This is a genomic window from Rhodoplanes tepidamans, from assembly GCF_030813915.1.
Taxonomy (GTDB): domain Bacteria; phylum Pseudomonadota; class Alphaproteobacteria; order Rhizobiales; family Xanthobacteraceae; genus Rhodoplanes; species Rhodoplanes tepidamans.
This window is the reverse complement of sequence record NZ_JAUSUJ010000016.1, coordinates 35900-55885: the sequence shown is the minus strand read 5'-3', so window position 1 is coordinate 55885 and position 19986 is coordinate 35900. Positions and strand designations below refer to the sequence as shown.

16 protein-coding genes and 1 pseudogene are annotated in these 19986 nt (G+C 70.8%); 8 read left to right on the top strand and 9 right to left on the bottom strand.

What is annotated here, in order from left to right; genetic code table 11:
• Positions 1–75 precede the first annotated feature (75 nt).
• The 4 genes and pseudogenes from J2S22_RS19015 to J2S22_RS30930 form a co-directional block, all read right to left on the bottom strand.
• Entirely contained in the window at positions 76–1140 is a 1065-nt protein-coding gene (locus tag J2S22_RS19015) for an amidohydrolase family protein (RefSeq protein ID WP_272779621.1), read from the bottom strand.
• Positions 1141–1384: 244 nt separating this feature from the next.
• Complete coding sequence (locus tag J2S22_RS19010) at positions 1385–1825, bottom strand: FKBP-type peptidyl-prolyl cis-trans isomerase (RefSeq protein ID WP_272779622.1); 441 nt, start codon at positions 1823–1825, stop codon at positions 1385–1387.
• 89 nt (positions 1826–1914) lie between these two features.
• The gene (locus J2S22_RS19005) at positions 1915–3771 is read right to left on the bottom strand and encodes a CocE/NonD family hydrolase (RefSeq protein ID WP_272779623.1); all 1857 of its coding nucleotides are present in this window, start codon (positions 3769–3771) and stop codon (positions 1915–1917) included.
• 245 nt (positions 3772–4016) lie between these two features.
• Positions 4017–4979 (bottom strand): annotated as a pseudogene (locus tag J2S22_RS30930) (NAD(P)-dependent oxidoreductase); the annotation flags it as partial.
• Between the two features lie 280 nt (positions 4980–5259).
• Between J2S22_RS30930 and J2S22_RS18990 the strand changes: the two are divergent.
• The 4 genes from J2S22_RS18990 to J2S22_RS18975 all read left to right on the top strand — a co-directional run bounded on the left by J2S22_RS18990 (position 5260) and on the right by J2S22_RS18975 (position 8667).
• Positions 5260–5703, top strand: a complete 444-nt coding sequence (locus tag J2S22_RS18990; protein ID WP_272779624.1) for a GlcG/HbpS family heme-binding protein — start codon at positions 5260–5262, stop codon at positions 5701–5703.
• A 69-nt stretch (positions 5704–5772) separates the two neighbouring features.
• Positions 5773–6432, top strand: coding sequence for a maleylacetoacetate isomerase (maiA, locus tag J2S22_RS18985; protein ID WP_272779625.1), 660 nt, complete (start codon positions 5773–5775; stop codon positions 6430–6432).
• A gap of 220 nt (positions 6433–6652) precedes the next feature.
• On the top strand, positions 6653–7636 hold the full coding sequence (locus tag J2S22_RS18980) for a 2-hydroxyacid dehydrogenase (RefSeq protein WP_272779626.1): 984 nt from the start codon (positions 6653–6655) through the stop codon (positions 7634–7636).
• Between the two features lie 71 nt (positions 7637–7707).
• Complete coding sequence (locus tag J2S22_RS18975) at positions 7708–8667, top strand: C-terminal binding protein (protein ID WP_272779627.1); 960 nt, start codon at positions 7708–7710, stop codon at positions 8665–8667.
• Between the two features lie 75 nt (positions 8668–8742).
• Here J2S22_RS18975 and J2S22_RS18970 read toward each other — a convergent pair whose 3' ends face one another.
• Positions 8743–9609, bottom strand: a complete 867-nt coding sequence (locus J2S22_RS18970) for an IclR family transcriptional regulator (RefSeq protein WP_272779628.1) — start codon at positions 9607–9609, stop codon at positions 8743–8745.
• A gap of 277 nt (positions 9610–9886) precedes the next feature.
• Between J2S22_RS18970 and J2S22_RS18965 the strand changes: the two genes are divergently transcribed.
• From J2S22_RS18965 to J2S22_RS18950, 4 genes are read left to right on the top strand one after another with little or no spacing between them, the layout of a single operon-like run.
• Positions 9887–12052 carry a molybdopterin-containing oxidoreductase family protein gene (locus J2S22_RS18965; RefSeq protein WP_272779629.1) on the top strand — a complete coding sequence of 722 codons (2166 nt, stop codon included), beginning with the start codon at positions 9887–9889 and terminating at the stop codon, positions 12050–12052.
• Positions 12049–12570 carry a 4Fe-4S dicluster domain-containing protein gene (locus tag J2S22_RS18960; RefSeq protein WP_272779630.1) on the top strand — a complete coding sequence of 174 codons (522 nt, stop codon included), beginning with the start codon at positions 12049–12051 and terminating at the stop codon, positions 12568–12570. Before J2S22_RS18965 ends, J2S22_RS18960 begins: the two co-directional genes overlap by 4 nt.
• Positions 12571–12573: 3 nt before the next feature.
• Positions 12574–13920, top strand: a complete 1347-nt coding sequence (locus J2S22_RS18955; protein WP_272779631.1) for an NAD(P)/FAD-dependent oxidoreductase — start codon at positions 12574–12576, stop codon at positions 13918–13920.
• Positions 13921–13931: 11 nt separating this feature from the next.
• Positions 13932–15029 carry a Bug family tripartite tricarboxylate transporter substrate binding protein gene (locus tag J2S22_RS18950; protein ID WP_272779632.1) on the top strand — a complete coding sequence of 366 codons (1098 nt, stop codon included), beginning with the start codon at positions 13932–13934 and terminating at the stop codon, positions 15027–15029.
• 15 nt (positions 15030–15044) lie between these two features.
• On the opposite strand, the gene J2S22_RS18945 is transcribed toward J2S22_RS18950, so the two are convergent.
• From J2S22_RS18945 to J2S22_RS18930, 4 genes are all read right to left on the bottom strand, one after another.
• Positions 15045–15818 carry an SDR family NAD(P)-dependent oxidoreductase gene (locus tag J2S22_RS18945; RefSeq protein ID WP_272779633.1) on the bottom strand — a complete coding sequence of 258 codons (774 nt, stop codon included), beginning with the start codon at positions 15816–15818 and terminating at the stop codon, positions 15045–15047.
• Positions 15819–16002: 184 nt separating this feature from the next.
• On the bottom strand, positions 16003–17310 hold the full coding sequence (gene hisD, locus J2S22_RS18940; RefSeq protein ID WP_272779634.1) for a histidinol dehydrogenase: 1308 nt from the start codon (positions 17308–17310) through the stop codon (positions 16003–16005).
• A 225-nt stretch (positions 17311–17535) separates the two neighbouring features.
• Positions 17536–18489, bottom strand: coding sequence for a cyclase family protein (locus tag J2S22_RS18935; protein ID WP_272779318.1), 954 nt, complete (start codon positions 18487–18489; stop codon positions 17536–17538).
• A gap of 400 nt (positions 18490–18889) precedes the next feature.
• Positions 18890–19969, bottom strand: a complete 1080-nt coding sequence (locus tag J2S22_RS18930; RefSeq protein ID WP_272779319.1) for an ROK family protein — start codon at positions 19967–19969, stop codon at positions 18890–18892.
• Positions 19970–19986: the final 17 nt, after the last annotated feature.

The following is a 19986-nucleotide window of genomic DNA, read 5'->3' as shown; positions in this document are numbered from 1 at the left end:
GCGCAGACTCCTCGTTCCACACCACGATTGTGCGCCCAACCTAGCCCCGCTGGGGAGAGGTGAAACAAGACCTGATCAGATCCCCAGCAGCCGCTTCGCGGTGCCGCCGCAGATCTTCGCCACCGTGTCGGCGTCGAGGCCGGCGGAGACGACGTGCTCGACGGGCTCGTACTCGGCCATGTCGTAGGGATAGTCGGTGCCGAGGATCACGTGGTCCGGACCGAACACCTCGACCAGAGCGCGGAGCTGGTGCGGCGTGAACACCACCGAATCCACGTAGATCTTCTTCAGGTAGCTGGTCGGCGGGTTCGGCAGCGTGCCGTGGGTGTCGGCGCGGGCGCCCCAGGCATGGTCGATGCGGCCCGAATAGGCGGCCAGATAGCCGCCGCCGTGCACGGCGACGATCTTCAGGTCCGGGTGGCGCTCCAGCACGCCGTCGAAGATCAGGTAGTGCAGCGCCATCGTGGTCTCGAACGGGTTTCCGATGACGTTGTTGAAATAGTAGCGGGTGAGGCGCTGCCCTTCGGTGAAGCCGTTGGGATGCAGCAGCACCACGGCGCCGAGCTGCTCGGCCTTCGTCCAGAACGGCGCGAAGGCCGGATCCGAGAGCTCGCGGCCGGCGACGTTGGTGAGGATCTGCACGCCCTTGTGCCCGAGCGTCGTCATGCAGTGCTCGAGCTCCTTGGCCGCCTCCTCGCCGTCCGACAGCGGCACGGTGCCGAACACCAGGTAACGGTCTGGATTCTTGGCGGCGTATTCGGAGAGCCCCTCGTTGACCATGCGGCTCGCCGGCACGGCGACGTCGAGCGGCACCGTGTAGTAGCACTGGGGCGGCGGGCACATGATGACCTGCAGGTCGAGCCCCATGGCGTCGAGATCGGCGAGCCGCTCGGAGACGCCGGTCATCTGCGGCGTGCGCTCGGCGTCCTGCCGCTGGTTGAGGGCCTTGGTCTCGGGCGTCGAGAAGTGGGCGAGCGGGATGGTCGACCAGTCGAGATGCGGCCTGGCGAACTCGGCGGCGCGCGGCACCGCCACGTGGGAGTGGATGTCGATGGTCACGCTCCGCGGGCGGACCTCGCGGCCCGGCCGGCCCTGCGGGCGCGCGGCGCTGGGGCCGTAACGGTTCCAGTCGTTCGCCATGCGGCGACTCCTTCTCGTGCTGACTGCGTCTCGGTTTGGGGTCGGAAGCAGACAGGGCGGGGCGGAAGCTGCCCGATGCGGAGATGGAGCCGGGGACCGGGCTCGCCGAACCGCCTGCCGGGGCCGTCCGGTGCCGGCGCGGTCCGGACGATGCGCCCGGATGCGCCAGAGGGCGACCCGCAGTCTGTATAGAAGGCTTTCCGGCGCGTCACAACGGACGCCGAGCGTCGCCTGCGAGCGCCGCCTATTCCACGCCCAGCAGATCCACCTCGAACACCAGCGTGGCGTTCGGCGGGATCTTGGGCGGGGCGCCGGCTGGGCCGTAGCCGAGCTCGGGCGGGATGACGAGCCGGCGCTTGCCGCCGACCTTCATGCCGGCGACGCCCTGGTCCCAGCCCTTGATCACCTGGCCGGCCCCGAGCGCGAAGGTGAACGGCGCGCGCCCGATCGAGGTGTCGAAGGTCGTGCCGTCGGTCAGCTTGCCGGTGTAGTTCACCCGCGCGCGCCGGCCGGGGCGCGCCTCGGCGCCGGTGCCGACCTTGAGGTCCTGGATCTCGAGCCCGGCGCCGGCCGCGGTGGGCGGCGGCGCGGCGGCCGCCTCGGGCGACGGCCCGTCGGAGCCGCTGGCGCAGGCGGCGAGCGCGAGCAGGGCGCCGAGCGCGACGGCGTTCCGGATCCGGTGCATGCGCGATACTCCTCCCCGCCGCACGGTGCGGCGTGCGGCGGCACGCTACACCGGAAGCGGGGAGGGGGGAACGGGAGAGGCGGCGTGTCCTACCGTCCCTTCACGCCCGACGGACGGCCGCTGACGCCCTGCACCGGGCTGGTCACGCCGGTCACGGCCGGCTCGACCCTGCGGGCCTCGCCGGCGGGCGCCGGGACGAACGGCACCAGCAGCCACGACTGCCTGGTCGCGGTGGCGTGCAGCGTCGTCGTGCCGCCGAACACGTCGGCCGGGCGGTCGTCCGGGTCGTCGTGCAGGAACGGTCCGCAGCCGGTGAGCTCGTTCTTGAAGTTGGAGAGCTTGCCGCCGCTGCCGCCCGGCCAGACATAGTCCTTGCCGCGCACTGTGAGACCGAGCCGGTACCCGGCCGGCACCACGATCGAGGTCGGCCAGATCTCGACGTCGAGCTCGGCGATCTCGCCGGGCACCAGCGGCTGCTCCTCGTCATGGGCGTGATAGGGCCGCCACGGCGTCGAGAGGGTCCGGTCGAGCTTGCGGTGCGAGGCGCGCAGCCAGCCCTGCGCCACCGGCGCGTGCGGATCGATGGCGCCCTGGAACGTCACCTCCTTCATGTCGGGCGAGAACACCCGCACCACCAGGAACAGGTCGGCGTCGGTGGTCGTCGACGAGACGAACAGCTTCGCCGCCATCGGGCCGGTGATCTCCGTCTCGTGGGGGAACGGCGCCGACAGGAACGTCACGCCGTCGCCCGCCGCCGCGAAGCTCGTGCGCGCCTCGCGGCCGGAGGGCTCGCGGCCGAGCGTCAGGGTCGCCGGATCGAGATGCAGGCGGGTCCACTGGGTGCGGGCGAGCGGCCATTCGGCCTCGGCCCGCGGCTCGAACCGGTCGACGTGCCGGACCTGCAGGAAGACGCGCGGCTGCTCGCGCCAGCCGTTGTCCTTGCCGTGCAGGAAGTGGTCGAAGAACTTCAGCTGCAGCTCGCGGCCGTAGTCGGTGTAGAAATGCGTCCAGTGCTCGATGCCGTGCACCTCGAGCCACTTGTCCGGCGAGGCCGCGCGCATGAAGCCCTCGAAATTGCCGCGCGGGTGCAGCGGCTGGCCGCCCCAGTTGGCGGCCGAGAGGAACGGCACCGTCACCTTGTCCCAGGCGGCGGAGCGGCCCTTGTGCCAGTCGTCGTCGAGCGGGTGAGCGGCGATGTCGCCGCCGAAGTCGCGGCGGTTGCCCGCCAGCTCCTCCTCGCTCAGCGCCTTCCCCCCGCACACCGGCTCGCCGGTGACGCGGCTCCTCGCGCCGCGCTCGCCGAGGCCGTACTGCACGGTCTTCACCTGCATGTCGTACCAGTTCTTGGCGAAGGTGCAGAGGATGCCGCCGTGGTAGCAGAGGTCGCGGTAGAAATCGGCGAAGCCCTCCCAGATGCACATCGCGGCGAGATGCGGCGGCTGCAGGCCGGCGACCTGCCACTGGTTGGTGCCGTAGTAGGAGATGCCGTTCAGCCCGACCTTGCCGTTCGACCAGTCCTGCGCGGCCGCCCATTCGATGCAGTCGTGAAAGTCCCTGGCCTCGCGCGGCGACCACGGGTCGACGACGCCCTCCGAGCAGCCGCAGCCGCGCGAGTCGACCCGGACACAGACATAGTCGTGCGGCACCCACTTCTCCGGGTCGACCACCTCCCAGCTCTGGTAGAGGTTCGACGAGCCCGCCGTCACGTCGGGATGCTGCTCGGCCATCCGGGTCCAGGCGCTGGGATAGCCGTCCTGGAAGGCGAGGCCCTTGGCGTAGGGCCCGTAGCTCATGATGACCGGGTAGCGGCCGGGCTTCACCGGGCCGAAGACGTCGGCGCGCAGCACCACGCCGTCGTCCATGGTGATCGGCACGTTCCAGTCGATCCGCATGCCGTCGCGCGTTTCCGAGCGCGACACGATCGCCGCGTCTGATCTGGTGTCCATGGCGTCTCTCCCTGATGTGTCGGTCGCGGACTCTTTCTTCACGAGGTCCGTCGACGGGTCGTTGACGAGGTCGATCTCTTCTCCGTCTCTCTCCTCGCGGCGAGCGGCGCTCCGCGGGAGTGCGCCTTTCTCTCCTCATGGCGAGGAGCGCTCCGCAGGAGCGCGCCTCGAACCATGCGGCCGTCCGGGTCGGCCCGGTGGCCGTCCTCGCCCGTCGCGACGGCTGCCGCGCAGCTATGCGCGCGTCAGCGGGCGCGCCGCGGCTTGCCGGCGGCCTTGCTCGTCCCTTTGCCTCTGCCGGCGCCCTTGCTCCGCTTCACTCCGGCGAGCGTCTCCAGCACCGTGCACACCGCGCCGGTATCGAGCATGCCGAGGCCCATCGAGCGGGCCGCCGCGTAGACCGGCATGGTGGCGTTGAAGGTCGGGGTCGGCACGCCGAGGCTGTCGGCGAACGCGCCGATCACGTCCATGTCCTTCTGCCACACCTTGATCTTCATGGTGGGCGGATCGTACTTGTCGGCCACCATCATCGGGGCGCGCGCCTCGAACATGCGCGACGTGCCGGCGCCGGCCTTGATCACCTCGAGCACCATCCTGGGGTCGAGCCCGGCCTTCATGCCGAGCACCATGGCCTCGGCGCTCGCCACGTTGTGGATCGCCACCAGCAGGTTGGCGACGTACTTCATCCGGCTGCCGTTGCCGAACACGCCGAGATCGTAGACGACGCGCGAGAACGCCTCCAGGGCGGGCCGCATCGTCCGGATCGCCTTGCTGTCGCCGGAGGCGAGCACGACCAGGTCCTTGACGGCGGCCTGGGCGCCGGTGCCGCTCATCGGCGTGTCGAGCAGCGTGTGGCCGGCCTTGCCCAGGGCCTTCTCGGCCGCGATCTTGTCCTCCAGCGTGAAGGTCGACGCCTCGGCAATGATCCGGGGCGGCAGCTTCGCCGCGACGATCGCGTCGACGACGTCGCGCAGCGCCTGCGGGCTCGGCAGGCTGGTGATCACGAACGGCGCCGCCGCGGCCGCGGCCGCGATGTCCGGCGCGATCGTCACGCCGGCCCGCGCCATCGCGCGCCGTCGCGCCGGATCGATGTCGAAGCCGGTGACGCGCCATCCGGCCGCGACCAGGTTCCTGGCGAACGCGCCGCCCATGATGCCGAGGCCGACGATGCCGACCGCGCCCTTCGACCGAGCCGCCATTGTGTTCGTCTCCCGTTCCGTGCCGACGCCGCCGGCGTCACGCCTTGTCTGGTGGTCTTGTGGTTGAGAGTCGTGAAGGCGAGAGGGATCGACGCTAGCCGGTCGGGGCGCCGGCTTTCAAGGGACCTTTCTATGCGTGCAGCGATCGCCTATCGTGCCCGGCGCACAAGGCGGACGGCCCGACGGCGCGTCTCGATACTCTGTATGCAGGCTCCCGGCCTGCGGGCTCTCGGGCGCCGGCCCGAGGCCGGCTCGGCCGTCCGGTCGCCGCCACGACAGGGGAAGAACCATGACATCGGTCGGTTTGTCGCAGGCGAGCGCGATCGTCGACGCGGCGCTCGCCAAGGGGCGCGAGACGGCGTGCGATCCGCTCACCGTCGTCGTGCTCGACGCCGGCGGCCATCTGGTCGCCGCCAAGCGCGAGGACGGCTCCGGCATCATGCGGTTCGAGGTGGCGTTCGGGAAGGCCTGGGGGGCGCTCGGCATGGGCTTCGGCTCGCGCGACTATGTCGAACGGGCGAAGGTCAATCCGGCCTTCGTCAACGCCCTGATGGCGGCGTCGGGCGGCCGGGTCGTGCCGGTCCCCTCGGGCGTGCTGATCCGCGACGACCGCGGTGCGGTGATCGGCGCCGTCGGCATCTCGGGCGACACCTCCGACCGCGACGAGGTCTGCGCCGTCGCCGGGATCGAGGCGGTCGGCCTTTCGCCCGACACCGGCGGCCCGAAGGGGTAGCTCGGTCCCGGCCGGTCGATGATGACGGTTCGGGCCGACGAGAGGTGCAGGCCACTCAGGGAGGATGTCGTGACGACGCTCTATTCCTTTTGGCGGTCGCTCGCGACCTATCGGGTGCGGGTCGCGCTGGCGCTCAAGGGCGTCGTGCCGGACGAGATCGTCACGGTCGACCTGACCCGGGGCGACCAGCACGGCGACGCCTTCGACGCCGTCAATCCGATGCACGCGCTGCCCGCCTTCGTCGACGACGGCGGCGGCGCGCCGCTCGTCCAGTCGCTCGCCATCATCGAGTATCTCGACGAGACGCGGCCGGAGCCGCCGCTGCTGCCGCCCGATCCGCGCGGCCGCGCCCGGGTGCGCAGCCTCGCCCTGATGATCGCGGCCGACAGCCATCCGCTGATGGTGCCGCGGGTGCGCGAGTATCTGGAGCGGGAGCTCGGCCTGCCGGAGCCGGCCCGCACCGAATGGTGCCGGCACTGGATTCGCACGGCCCTCGCCGCGCTGGAGCGGCGGCTCGCCGGCGAGCCGGAGACCGGGCGCTTCTGTCACGGCGACACGGTGTCGCTCGCCGACATCTGCCTGGTCAGCCAGGTGGCCGGTGCCGGCTTCTTCGAGGTCGACACCGTGGCCTTCCCGACGGTCCGGCGGATCGCCGAAACGTGCAGCGCGATCGAGGCTTTCGCATCCGCACACCCGCTCCGTCAGCCGGGCGCCCCGACCGCCGCGTGAGTTGCGTTTCCGAGGGGGAGCGTATGCCGGAACGGGGGCTTCTAAACGCGGAATCGCCTGTCTAGACTCGCGTCACGTCGTTCGGAACGGGCTGGCGCGTCGCGCCCGGCGCCGTCCGGGCGCGCCCTCTTCGGTCGCCCGCCGCGACCCGTCGCACCGTCACCGTCCCCTTTTCCGAGGTCGCGCCGCGGCCTCCGGCCCTGCCGCAACGGATGCACGCATGCGCCCCAGGATCTTCGTCACCCAGCCGATCGCTCCCGCCGCCGTCGAGATGATGCGCGAGGTCGCCGACGTCGAGGTCCATCCCGACGCCACCGCGCCGATCGCCAAGGCGACCATGATCGAGGGGGTGAAGCGCGCCGACGTGCTGTTCTGCCTGCTGCACGACAAGGTCGACGCCGACGTGGTCGCCGCCAACCCGAACCTCAAGGGCATCGCCTGGATGGGCATCCATCCGCAGCTCATCGACATCAAGGAGATGGAGCGGCGCGGCATCCCGCTCACCAACATTCCGCCGATGGTGAGCGAGGCGACCGCCGACATGGCGATGGCGCTGATCCTCGCCTGCGCCCGCCGGGTGCTGGAGGGCGACCGGCTGGTGCGCGCCGGCATCTATCCGGGCGGCCAGTCCAACTACATGCTCGGCCTCGGCGTGACCGGCAAGACCATCGGCCTGATCGGCGGCGGCGGCCGCATCGGCAAGCTGGTCGCCCGCCGCTGCAGCGGCTTCGACATGCGCGTGCTCTATTCGACGCCGCGGCGCAAGCCGGAGGCGGAGGAGCGCGAATGGGGCCTCACCTGGGCCCCGCTCGACGACCTGCTGCGGCAGTCCGACTTCGTCTCGATGCACTCGCCGCTGCGCGAGGACACCTACCACTCGATCGGCGAACGCGAGTTCGCGCTGATGAAGCCGACCGCCTATTTCGTCAACACGTCGCGCGGCCCGATCGTCGACGAGGCGGCGCTGGTCCGCGCCCTGCAGACCGGCACCATCGCGGGCGCCGGGCTCGACGTGTTCGAGCACGAGCCGCAGGTGCCGGCCGAGCTCCTGTCGATGAGCAACGTGGTGCTGACCCCGCATCTCGGCAGCGCCGTCGCCGACCTGCGCGCCGAGATGGCCCGCATCGTCGCGGTCAACGCCATCGCGCTGGTGCAGGGGAAGGCGCCGCCGAACCTGTTCGACTTCGCCGGGCCGACCACCTGAGGCCGGCCCGGCCGCCCGACACCCGGTCCCCGATCCCGTATCCGACTGCCCGCCACGCCCCGGAGCGATCCATGAGCAAGTTCAAGATCGTCGTCACCGACAGCCCGTTCCCGTCGCTCGATCCCGCCAAGGAGGCGCTGGCCCGCATCGATCCCGAGGTGATCCAGGCGAAGAGCCCCTCGGCCGAGGACATCCTGGCGGCGGCGCGGGACGCCGACGGCATCCTGGTCACCTACGCCAAGCTGCCGGGCGAGCTCCTGCGCGAGTGCAAGAAGCTGAAGGTGATCGGCCGCTTCGGCCTCGGCGTCGACAACATCGACATCCCGGCCGCGAAGGAGCTCGGCATCGTCGTCACCTACGTGCCGGACTACTGCCTGCACGAGGTGTCCGACCACGCGATGGCGCTGCTGCTCTCGATCGCCCGGAAGATTCCGCTGGCCAACACCTCGGTGCAGAGCGGCGAGTGGAAGATGCCGGTGGTGGTGCCGCTGCGGCGCTTCAACACCCTGACGCTCGGCCTGATCGGCTTCGGCGGCATCCCGCGCAACCTCGCCCCGAAGGCGCAGTCCTTCGGCTTCAAGGTGATCGCCTCCGATCCCTACCTCCCGAAGGAGATGTTCGAGCAGGCCAATGTCGAGAGCGTCACGCTCGACGAGCTCTACGCCCGCTCCGACCTGATCTCGGTGCACGCGCCGCTGCTGCCGTCGACGCGCGGCCTCGTGAACGACGACGCCTTCGCCAAGATGAAGCCGGGCGTGATGATCGTGAACACGGCGCGCGGGCCGCTGATCGACGAGGCGGCGCTGGTCCGGGCGCTCGATTCCGGCAAGGTCGCGGCCGCCGGCCTCGACGTCGTCACCAACGAGCCGCTGCCGAAGGATTCGGCCCTGCTCGGGCGCGACAACGTGGTGATCACGCCGCACACCGGCTTCTACTCCATCGAGGCGCTGCTCGAGCTGGAGACCAAGTGCGCCAGCGACGTCGCCCGCGTGCTGTCCGGCGAGAAGCCGGTCTATCCGGTGAAGATGTAGGCGTCCTCCGGCCTTCCCCGCATTCCGCGGCGCTCGTGCGGAGCGCCGCTCCATGCAGGCGACGCCGCTACGTCGCTAAGTCCGGTCGCCGCGCAGGCCGCCGGAGACCTCGGCGCGGACGTGCTCGACCGTGGTGATCGGCCACATCTGGCCGGCGCGCCGGGCGGCGTCGGCCACCAGCCGCGCCGCGGCGGGCAGCGCGTCGCGCTCCATGCGGCCGGTCGGCGCCGCCAAGCTGATCACGCCGACGCACCGGGTCCGGCGATCGAGGTCGACGATCGTGATCGGCGCCGCGACGGCGCTGACGCCGGGCTCGCTCTCCTCGATCGCGGTCGCCCAGCCGCGCCGCCGCACTTCTGCGAGGTCGGCGAGGATCCGGCCCATGTCGGTCATCGTGTTCGGGGTCCAGGTGGCGAGCTTGCGCCGGGTCAGGATCGCCCGCACCCGCGCGTCCGGCAGGGTCGACAGCCACGCCTTGCCGGTCGCGGTGCCGTGCAGCTTGATGCCCGGCGTGTAGAGCGGATTGATCTGCAGCATGCGCTTCTGGCTCGCCGCCGCCAGCACCCAGAACAGGTTCTCCTGCTCGACCACGGCGAGGCGCGCCAGCTCGCCGGTCTGGTCGGCGAGCCTGCGCAGCACGGCGCTGCACTGCTCCAGCAGCCCGGCGCTGTGCAGCATCCGCTCGCCGATGTTGCAGACCCGGTAGCTGAGGAACAGCAGGTCCGACGCCGGCTGCCGGAAGATGAAACCGGCGCCCTCCAGGCTTTCGGTGATGCGGGTCGCGACCTGCTTGTTGACGTCGAGCCGGCGGGCGAGCTCGGACAGCGACAGGCCGCCGCTCGCCTCGGCGAGGATCTCGATCACCTGCAGGGCCCGCGCGATGGCGAGAACGCCGCCACCATTGGCGTCGGTCTCGACGGCGGGCTTCCTGGCCGGACTCATGTCGCTCTCCGCTCGACTGCGTGCCGCCGCGGTCTATCGCGACCCGCCGGGCCGTGTCACGGGCTGTCCCGGATTGACTCCGGTACCTTGGAAGCATAGTAACGTAGTTACCGTAACGGCGTTACTCCACCTTGCCGTGAACGGTTCGACAAGTCAACGGCAAGCCGTCAGGCGCGACGGCGCGACCCCCTTTGCCGCGGACACCGGTGGAGCGTCGGCGACGCCGAAGGACGCTCGACACGCGAAGGGGCCGGCATCGTGATTGCCGGGTGTTGACATGCTCAGCCGACACGGCCGCGACCTGCGGGTCGACGCGAAGATTCCCGGCGAAGACACCGGGATCGCGATCAGGAAGACCCTGTGCTCCATCTGCGAGTACAAGTGCCTGGTCGACGCCTATGTGAAGGACGGCCGCCTGATCAAGGTCGAGGGCTCGCCCGGCAATCCGGTGAACGACGGGACCCTGTGCTCGAAGGGCGCGGCGAGCCGCCAGTGGGTCTACAATCCGGATCGTCTGCAGACGCCGCTGCTCCGCATCGGCGAGCGCGGCGAGGGCCGCTGGGCGCCGATCTCCTGGGACGAGGCGCTCGACCGCATCGCGGCGCGCCTCGGCGCGCTCAAGATCGAATCCGGTCCCGAATCCGTCGTCTTCTTCGCCGGGTATCCGAAGGTCATGCGGCCGTTCCTCAAGCGGCTGGCGCACACCTTCGGCTCGCCGAACTACTGCACCGAGTCGAGCACGTGCTTCGCCGGGACCACGATCGCCGGCCTCCTGACCTACGGCTACGGCCTGGGCCAGCAGGGCGGCGCCGAGATCGACCAGACGCGCTGCATCCTCAACTGGAGCACCAACCTGTTCTACTCCCAGGCGCCCCTGGGAAACCGCATCCTCGACGCCCTCGACCGGGGCGCCAAGCTGATCGACGTCGGCCCGCTCCGGTCGCTGCCGGCCGAGCGCGCCGACATCCATCTGCGGCTGCGCCCGGGAACCTGCGGGGCGCTGGCGATGGGCATGGCCCACGTGATCATCGAGGAGGGGCTCCACGACCGCGCGTTCGTCGAGGCCTGGACCCAGGGATTCGAGCAGTACCGCGACTACGCCCGGCAGTTCACGCCCGACGTGACGGAGCGGATCACCGGCGTTCCGCGCGAGACGATCGTCGCGGCGGCCCGGCTCTACGCGACGACCAAGCCGGCGGCGCTGGTCACCAGCGCCTGCACGACGATCCACCACACCAACGGCGTGCAGAACCACCGCGCCGTCACGGCGCTGATCGGCCTGACCGGCAATTTCGATCGTCCCGGCGGCAACCACATCGTTCCGTCGAGCTACTACCGCCCGACCGGCCTGGCGCATCGCGAGCACGCCTTCGAGCAGACCCGGCCCTGGGCCGAGATGGCGCCGCGGGTCGGCCAGGACCGGTTCCCGGTCTGGTGCAGGACCGTGCCGCAGGGACAGGCGATGGCCCTGCCGGAGCAGATCCTCGGCGGCGCGCCCTATCCGATCCGGGCGATCGTCGGCTTCGGCCTGAATCACCGGATGTGGCCGGCGCCCGACCACATGCGCGAGGCCCTGCGGGCGCTCGACTTCTTCGTCGACGTGGAGCTGTTCATGACGGAGTCGGCGAAGCTGGCCGACATCGTCCTGCCGGCCTGCAGCACGTTCGAGCGGAACGAGTTCTCGATCAGCCCGAACCGCTACGCCATCTGGACCGAGCAGGCGATCGCCCCGGTCGGCCAGTCGCGCCCCGACGTCGACATCATCATCGATCTGGCGAAGCGGCTCACGCCCGAGGACGAGCTGATGGCCCAGGGACACGCGGCCTGCCTGGAGTGGATCTTCGCGCCGGCCGGCCTGTCGATCGCCGAGCTCGAGAACCATCCCGGCGGCATGTTTCTCGCCGGCCGTCCCGAGACGCCCTACGAGAAGTACCGCAAGACTGGGTTCCCGACTCCGTCGAAGAAGATGGAGTTCACCTCCACGGTCCTGGCCGAGCACGGCCTCGACGCCCTGCCGGTCTATCGCGAGCCGATGCAGAGCCCCGTCTCGACGCCCGAGCTCGCCAGGGACTTCCCGCTGATCCTCACGACCGGGTCGCGCCTGCCGATGTACATCCACGGCCGCACCTTCCGGGTCCCGTGGCTGCGCAGGCTGCATCCCGACCCGACCCTCGACATCAACCCCGCCGATGCCGACGCGCGCGGTATCGCGCATCTCCAGTGGGTGGAGATCGCCACGCCGCGGCGCGCCCTGCAGGTGCGCGCCAACGTGACCGAGTATGTCGCGCCCGGCGTCGTCAACATGATCCACGGCTATCCCGGGGCCGACGCCAACGAGCTGATCGATCCGGACTACCTCGATCCCGTCTCGGGGCATCCGGGCTACCGGTCGCTGATGTGCGAGGTGCGGCCCCGTCCCGCCGCGAACGGAGGCTCCCGGTGACCCAGTACGCCTTCTCCCTGGACCCCAGCCGCTGCTCGGGCTGCCGCGCCTGCATCGTCGCCTGCCAGGACCAGAACGACCTCGAGGCGGTCGCCTTCCGCCACGTGACCGATCACGAGGCGGGGGCGTATCCCGACGTACGCGTCTCGCATTTCTCGATCGCCTGCCAGCACTGCGGCGACGCTCCCTGCGTTCTCGTCTGTCCGACGCGGGCCATCTCGCGCCGGGACTCCGACGGCGCCGTGCTGGTCGCGCGTGACCTCTGCATCGGCTGCCACAGCTGCGAGCTGGCGTGTCCCTTCGGGGCGCCGCAGTTCGCGTCCGACGGCCGGATGGACAAGTGCGATCTGTGTCATGGCCGGCTCGACCACGGCCTGACGCCGGCCTGCGTGCGGGTCTGCCCGACCCGCGCCCTCCAGTGCGGCCCCGTCGAGGAGCTCAGCGCCAGGAAGGCCGAGGCTGCTTCCGTCCGGCTGCTCGAATCGCTCGGCCGCGGCACCGTCCCGGACGGAGCGTAGGCCGTGCGAAACGGACGGTTCGTCATCCTCGGAAACGGCGGCGCCGCGGTGTCCGCGGCCGAGGCGGCGCGGCTGTCCGGATACCGCGGCGAGATCCTGCTGGTCTCCGACGTGGCGGAGCCGGCCTTCAATCCGATGCTGTCCCCCTATTATTTCAAGGGGAAGATCCCCTGGGCGGGATGCTATCCCCTCGCGGCCGGCTTCTACCGCGATCACGATGTCGCGTGTCGGCTGGGCGAGCCGGTCGTCGCGCTCGATCCGGACCGCCGGCGGATCACGCTCGGCGACGGCCGCACGGTCGCCTACGACGCCTGCCTGATCGCCACCGGCGCCGCTCCCGCCGTTCCCCCCATCCCCGGACTGCGCGAGTCCGCGCACGCCTTCACGCTGCGGAACGCGGCCTCGGCCCGGAGGCTGGACGAGCAGATGCTCACCGCCCGCCGGGCGATCGTGTTCGGCGTGTCGCTGGTCGGCATGAAGATGGCGGAGATCCTCGCCCGGCGCGGCATCGCCGTCGTGCTCCTGGGGCGCGGACGCCAGGTGCTGTCGCGCGGCACCCATCCGGCCGTGGCGGCGGTGCTCAGGCGCTACATCGAAGCCCGCGGCGTCGACGTCCGGCTCGGCTGCACCATCGCGGGCGTGGAGGACACCGGCAACGGGGTTCTGTGCCGGCTGTCCGATGGCACCACCGAGCCGGCCGACATCCTCCTGGTGTGCACCGGCATCCGCCCGAACCTCGCCTTCCTCGACTGCGGCCAGGTGACGATCGATCAGGCCGTCCTGACCGACGAGCGCATGCGGACCAGCGCGGACGGCCTCTATGCGGCCGGCGACGCCTGCCAGGCCCTGAACCCGATCACCGGGCGGCACGACTGGCTCGGGACCTGGGGCAACGCCTGCGCGCAGGGGAGGGTCGCCGGCCGGCAGGTCGCGGGCGTCGACGCCGCGTTGCCCGGCGCCCTGCCGCAGCACGTCAGCCCGTTCTTCGACTGGACCTACGCCCATGTCGGCGACATCCAGCCCGGCGACGGCGACGTCCGCCATGTGGCGTTCGGCGACGCCGAGGACGGAGGCTACGCCCTGTTCTCCTTCCGGGACGGGATCGTCACCGGGGCCAACATGATCAACTGCGCGCATCTCGCGGGTCCGCTCAAGAGCGCGATCCTCCGGGGCGCGCGCGGCGACGAGCGGCTGCTCCGCGGTGGCGACGGACATCCCCTGGCGGCGGCCGAGAGCATTCTCGATGGATGCCGGCTCGGACGGCTCGATCATCGACAGCACGACGGCGGCGCCGGAGGCCGCCGCGCGAGGCCGGCCGTCACCGCGGCCGGTGCTTTCTCACCCCCATAGGACCAGGCAAGATGAACGCAGATCGGTGGGATATCGGGCGAGCCGAAACAGCGCGGTCGCCGGCGTCGGTCGAGGGGGGCCTCGGCGAGATCCGGCCGCACGGGTGCGCGGCACGAGAACAGGGGATTCTGCTCGACCGGCGAAGCCTGCTCGCCGGTGCCGCGGGCGCGGTCGCCCTGCTGGCCTCGTCGCGTGGCGCGCGGGCCCAGGCGTACCCGAGCCGCCCGGTGCGCGTGATCGTCGCCGGCTCCGCCGGCAGCCCGCCCGACACCATCACGCGCATCGTGATGCAGCATCTGTCCGAGCGGCTCGGCCAGCAGTTCTACGTCGACGACATCCCGACCGGGGCCGGCAATGTCGGCGCCGCGATGGCCGCCAAGGCGCCGCCGGACGGCTACACGGTGCTCGCGCCGACCAGCAGCTTCATGATCAATCCGAGCCTCTACGCCAAGCTCGCCTACGATCCGATGCGCGACTTCGTGCCGGTCACGCTGGTGGCGGTGGCGCCGCAGCTGGTGGCCGTGCATCCGGACTTCCCGGCCACCACGCTGGCGGAGTTCATCGCCGTGGTGAAGGCGAATCCCGGCCGCTACACCTATGCCTCGCCCGGCACCGGGACGACCGGCGACCTCGCCGCCGAGATGCTCCGATCCGCCTTCAAGCTCGATCTCGTCCGGGTGCCCTTCAACGGCGGCGCTCCGGCCACCACCTCGACGCTCGCCGGGCACACGCCGATCGCGTTCCTGTCGGTTCCGATGTCGGTCTCGCACATCAAGAACGGCAAGCTGCGGGCGCTCGCCGTGACGGGCACCAAGCGCTCGCCCGAGCTGCCCGACGTGCCGACCCTGGCGGAAGCCGGAGCGCCCGGGCAGGAGTCGTACTTCTGGCAGTGCATCATGCTTCCCGCCGGCGCGCCGAAGGAGATCGTCGACCTGCTCTACCGGGAGATCGCCGCGATCCTGGCGCGGCCCGACGTCAAGGAACGCCTCGCCGCCATCGGCTTCGAGCCGGTCGGGACACCGCCGGACGCGTTCGGCCGCCAGCTCCAGGCCGAGATCGACCGCTGGGCCAAGGTCATCCAGGACGCCGGCATCAAGCGCATCGAGTGACGGCGCGGCCGCGGCTCAGTCCGCGGTCCAGCCGCCGTCGAGCATCAGGGCCGAGCCGGTCATCAGCGAGGAGGCGTCGGAGGCGAGGAACAGGATCGCCCCCGTCACCTCGTCCAGCCGGCCGATGCGGCCGAGCTTGATCTTCGCCGTCACCGCGTCGCGGAACGCCTTGTTCTCGAAGAACGGCTTCGTCATGGGGGTTTCCAGGAAGGTCGGCCCGATCGAGTTGACGCGCACGTCGTGCGGCGCCAGCTCGATCGCCATCGCCTTGGTGAAGCCTTCCATGGCGTGCTTCGAGGCGCAGTAGACGGTGCGGCGCGCCGCGCCGACATGCCCCATCTGCGACGAGATGTTGATGATCGAGCCGGATCGCCGCTCGGCGACGAGGCGCAGGCCGACGGCGCGCGCCATGAAGAAGGCGGCGCGGACGTTCAGACTGAAAATGGCGTCGAAGTCCGTCACGGTCACGTCGGCCAGCAGGGCCGGGCGGTTGATGCCGGCATTGTTGACCAGCACCTCGTAGGCGGGCCGCGCCGCCAGCGCGGCCTCGACGGCGTCGAGATCCGTCACGTCCAGCACCAGCGCGTCGGCCGAGAATCCCTTGGCGCGGATCGCCGCCGCGGCGGCCTCGATCTCGGCCGCGGTGCGGGCCGCGAGCGTCACATGGGCGCCGCCCTCGGCCAGCACCGACGCGGCGGCGAGCCCGATGCCGCGGCCCGCGCCGGTGACGAGCGCCCGCTTGCGGTCGACGCGGAAGGAGGGGGCGGAGGCGAGGTCGATATGGGTCATGGTCTTGTCGCTCGCGGGAGGGCACGGGCTTCTCCCTCCCCCGCTTGCGGGGGAGGGTCGGGGAGGGGGAGCGTCAAGCTCGGAGGTCGCGGCTTTCCCCCTCCCTGTCCCTCCCCCGCAAGCGGGGCAGGGAACGCTCGAGGCGCAAAGTCCGCAGCATCGACATCGGAGAGCCGGCCTTGCTCTACTCCGCCGCCTCGCCGTAGGGGACGTTGCGGTGGCCGAAGCGGCGGACCCTCACATTGGCCTGCTCGGCGTGGGCGACGAAGCCCTCCAGCATGCACAGGCGGGAGGCGTATTCGCCGACCAGCGCCGAGGCCTGGTCGGTGAGCACCTTCTGGTACGTGCAGGTCTTGATGAACTTGCCGACCCACAGGCCGCCGGTGTAGCGGGCCGCCTTCCTGGTCGGCAGCGTGTGGTTGGTGCCGATCACCTTGTCGCCATAGGCGACGTTGGTCCGCTCGCCGAGGAACAGCGAGCCGTAGTTGCGCATGCTGTTCAGGAAGAAGTCGGGATCGCGGGTCATCACCTGGACGTGCTCGGAGGCGACGCGGTCGGCCTCCGTCACCATCTCCTCGTCGGAGTCGCAGACGATCACCTCGCCGTAGTCGGCCCAGGCCTTGCCGGCGAGCTCGGCGGTCGGCAGGATCGTCAGCAGGCGCTCGACCTCGGCCATCGTGTCGCGCGCGAGCTTCTCGGAATTGGTGATCAGCACGGCGGGCGAGTTCGGGCCGTGCTCGGCCTGACCGAGCAGGTCGGTCGCGCAGATCTCGCCGTCGACCGTCTCGTCGGCGATGATCAGGGTCTCGGTCGGCCCGGCCAGGAGGTCGATGCCGACGCGGCCGAACAGCTGGCGCTTGGCCTCCGCCACATAGGCGTTGCCGGGGCCGACGATCATGTCGACGGGCGCGATCGTCTCGGTGCCGAGCGCCATGGCGGCGACCGCCTGAACGCCGCCCAGCACGTAGATCTCGTCGGCGCCGCCGAAATGCATCGCCGCGACGATGGCCGGATGCGGCCCGCCCTTGAACGGCGGCGCACAGGCGATGATGCGCTTCACCCCGGCGACCTTGGCGGTCACGATCGACATGTGGGCCGAGGCGACCATCGGGTAGCGGCCCCCCGGCACGTAGCAGCCGATGCTCTCCACCGGGATGTGGCGGTGGCCGAGGACGACGCCGGGCAGCGTCTCCACCTCGAGATCGTGCAGGGTGTCGCGCTGCTTCTGGGCGAAGTTGCGCACCTGTGCCTGGGCGAACCGGATGTCGTCGAGGTCGCGCTTCGGCACCTCGCCGATCGCGCGCTCGATCTCCTTCGGGCTCAGCCGGAAGCTTTCGGGCGCCCACCTGTCGAACTTGTCCGAGAGGTCGCGCACCGCGGCGTTGCGGCGGGCTTCGACGTCGGCCAGGATGCTCTCCACGGTCTTGCGGACCTGGTCGTCCGCCGCCCTGATCGCGCTCGCGTCCATGCCGCGCTTGAGATGACGGGCCATGATGTTTCCTCCTCGTCGTGTTGTCGTTGCACCAGAGGGGCCCTCGGTCCGACCCTCTCCCTTCGCGGACCGCGCTCTCGCGCGACAAGAGGGTGCCCGAGCGAAGCTCGGGCGGGTGAGGGGGCGTGCCACACGCTCCGAGCAAGAGGAGAGCCCCCTCACCCGTCTCGCCGCTGCGCGGCGAGCCCCCCTCTCCCACGAGGGGAGAGGGGAAGCACGAGGAGCCTACTTGATCGCCTGCGGATTGATCGGCGAGCCGGTGCCGCCCGTGATGATCAGGGGCGGGCCGCAGAAGAAGAACTCGTAGACGCCGTCGTCGGCGCAGTCGGCGGCGAGCTCCTTCAGATAGAAGATCTCGCCCATGCACAGGCCCATGGCCGGGATCACCACCCAGTGCCACGGCTGGTTCGCCTCGTCGGTCTCGTTCGGCCGCACCTCGACGCCCCAGGTGTCGGAGCAGATCGCGGCGATCTGGTGCTCCTGGCACCAGTAGCAGTTCTCGAACTTGACCCCGGGGGCGTCGCCGCCGGCGTAGCCGCCCCACTCGCCCTCGGCCAGGCAGCGCTCCATCTGGCCGGTGCGGATGATGACGAAGTCGCCCTTGCGGATCTCGACGTTCTGGGCGCGGGCACACTTGTTCAGCTCGTCGTTGGAGATGCCCTCGCCGTCCTTCAGCCAGTCCACGCCGCGGAAGCGGGCGATGTCGAGCAGCACGCCGCGGCCCGCCATCTTGTTCTTCGAGTGCTCGATGCCGAGCACGCCGAGGCCGCGCGAGTCGATCCGCTTCGCGTCGTGGCCGTTGTAGGCCTTGTCCTCGTAGAAGATGTGGCCGAGCGCGTCCCAGTGGGTCGCGCCCTGGACGCACAGGTTCAGGGTGTCGTCGGCGTAACGGATCTTGTTCCAGTCCTGCTGGCCCGCCACCGCGTCCGTGCCGGTCGCCAGCATCTGGTGGATCGGGTTGAAGCGACCGCCGAACAGGCCGGTCTGCGGGCCGTTGCGGTCGAGCGGGATGCCGAGCGCGAACACCTTTCCGCTGCGGATCAGCGACGCGGCGGCGACGACGTCCTGCGGCGTCACGTGATTGAGGGTGCCGATCTGGTCGTCCGCGCCCCAGCGTCCCCAGTTGCTCAGCTTCTGCGACGCTTCGGCGATCGCCTGCTTTCCGACCTTGATGTCCATGGTGCTCCGTCCTTGGTGTCCTCCCGACGGCGGCATCGACTCGTTGCGTGGATGGTGATTTGGCCGCCGTCTCGCCCGTGCGGGCACTCCCTGGAAGGACCCGGAGTGTGGCGCGTCCGGGCGCCGGCGTCTACGGAGGGGCGCGGCCGGGTTGCGCGGCTGCCCGGTCAGCCATGCACCGGTCGAGGGGGCCGGTCATACAAAGTGAGCGAAGCCAACCGAATGCCCGGCCGTTGCCGCGGCTCCGGACCCGTCATCCCGAGGTGCCCGGCAAAGCCGGGCCTCGAAGGATGCGGCCCGAGAATCGAACACGAGCACCCGGGCCGTCGCCCTTCGAGGCTCGCCTTCGGCGAGCACCTCAGGTGACGGACCCTTTCGCGCGGCGCAAAGAAAAAACGCCCTAATCCCGGGTCCGGTTGGTGAAGCGGGCGTTGCCGAGCCCGGTGCCGATCGTGAACACGCCCCAGCGGTCGACGTCCTGCATGTGGGGCGTCTGGCTCAGGCCCTGCACCACGGCGTCGTTGTGCATCAGGATCGCGGCCTCGTGGCCGCCGATCCTGGGGATCGCCTTGTGCAGTGCGGCGGGGAGATTGAAGCGCGGGCTCTCCCAGTTGCCCGGCAGGTTCTGGGCGCCGCGATCGATCGCGCCGTCCGGCTCGATCATCCCGGGGCAGCCGATGCCGACGAAGGGGGCGAGCCGCAGCCCGTCCTTCTCGGCCCGGTTGATCAGCCGCTTGAGCATGTCGGTCAGCCGGTCCACCGCCTCGTTGCGGCCGAGCTTCTCGTCGCCGTGGCGCCACAGCTCGAAGCGTTCCACCGCGGCCCTGGAGAGGTCCGGCGCCTTCTTCAGGTTGGGCCGCACCACGCCGGCCCGGATGTTGGTGCCGCCGATGTCGACCGCCAGCACCGCGTCGTGACCCTCGAAGATCCAGGCGGGGGCGAGATGCAGGGCGCCGATCAGCCCGGCCTCGTCGGGATCGTGGCGGATCATGTCGAAGTCGATCTTGATCTTCTCGGCCTTGAGCAGAACGGCGGCGCGGCCGATGGCGAGCTCGCCGACCCGGCTCGCCCGGAAGCCGCCGCCGACCACGATGCGCTCGGTGTCGCGCCACGCCTTCAGCTTGAGGAAGCGGCGGGTGACGGTCGCGAGCTCCTGGGCGAACTCCTCGATGGCGGAGTGGACGACGCCGGCGGCTTCCGCGTCCCCGGCGGCCAGCAGATCGTCGAGAGACTTCTTGCTGAGCTTGTCGCTCGGCGCGTCGCCGAACGGATCCTCGCCGAGCGCGCGCAGCGGCTTGCGCCACCGCTCGACGATCGCCCGGAAGGCGCGCCGGCTGGCGCGGTCGCCGACGAACCCGTCGTCGTCGGTGATCTCGACATTGTAGCTGTCGAGGACGACGCTCGGGAGCTGGTCGGCGCCGTGCGGCGCGATGCGGTGCGGCTCGGCCGCCGGGCGGGGCCTCGTCGTGGTGTCGGGCATGGGTCCCCCGCGCGTCC

Excerpts from the sequence above, each read along its gene's own strand:
- J2S22_RS19015 (WP_272779621.1), bottom strand. The coding sequence starts at position 1,140 with ATGGCGAACGACTGGAACCGTTACGGCCCCAGCGCCGCGCGCCCGCAG.
- J2S22_RS19010 (WP_272779622.1), bottom strand. The coding sequence starts at position 1,825 with ATGCACCGGATCCGGAACGCCGTCGCGCTCGGCGCCCTGCTCGCGCTC.
- J2S22_RS19005 (WP_272779623.1), bottom strand. The coding sequence starts at position 3,771 with ATGGACACCAGATCAGACGCGGCGATCGTGTCGCGCTCGGAAACGCGC.
- J2S22_RS18990 (WP_272779624.1), top strand. The coding sequence starts at position 5,260 with ATGACATCGGTCGGTTTGTCGCAGGCGAGCGCGATCGTCGACGCGGCG.
- J2S22_RS18980 (WP_272779626.1), top strand. The coding sequence starts at position 6,653 with ATGCGCCCCAGGATCTTCGTCACCCAGCCGATCGCTCCCGCCGCCGTC.
- J2S22_RS18975 (WP_272779627.1), top strand. The coding sequence starts at position 7,708 with ATGAGCAAGTTCAAGATCGTCGTCACCGACAGCCCGTTCCCGTCGCTC.
- J2S22_RS18970 (WP_272779628.1), bottom strand. The coding sequence starts at position 9,609 with ATGAGTCCGGCCAGGAAGCCCGCCGTCGAGACCGACGCCAATGGTGGC.
- J2S22_RS18965 (WP_272779629.1), top strand. The coding sequence starts at position 9,887 with ATGCTCAGCCGACACGGCCGCGACCTGCGGGTCGACGCGAAGATTCCC.
- J2S22_RS18950 (WP_272779632.1), top strand. The coding sequence starts at position 13,932 with ATGAACGCAGATCGGTGGGATATCGGGCGAGCCGAAACAGCGCGGTCG.
- J2S22_RS18945 (WP_272779633.1), bottom strand. The coding sequence starts at position 15,818 with ATGACCCATATCGACCTCGCCTCCGCCCCCTCCTTCCGCGTCGACCGC.
- hisD (WP_272779634.1), bottom strand. The coding sequence starts at position 17,310 with ATGGCCCGTCATCTCAAGCGCGGCATGGACGCGAGCGCGATCAGGGCG.
- J2S22_RS18935 (WP_272779318.1), bottom strand. The coding sequence starts at position 18,489 with ATGGACATCAAGGTCGGAAAGCAGGCGATCGCCGAAGCGTCGCAGAAG.
- J2S22_RS18930 (WP_272779319.1), bottom strand. The coding sequence starts at position 19,969 with ATGCCCGACACCACGACGAGGCCCCGCCCGGCGGCCGAGCCGCACCGC.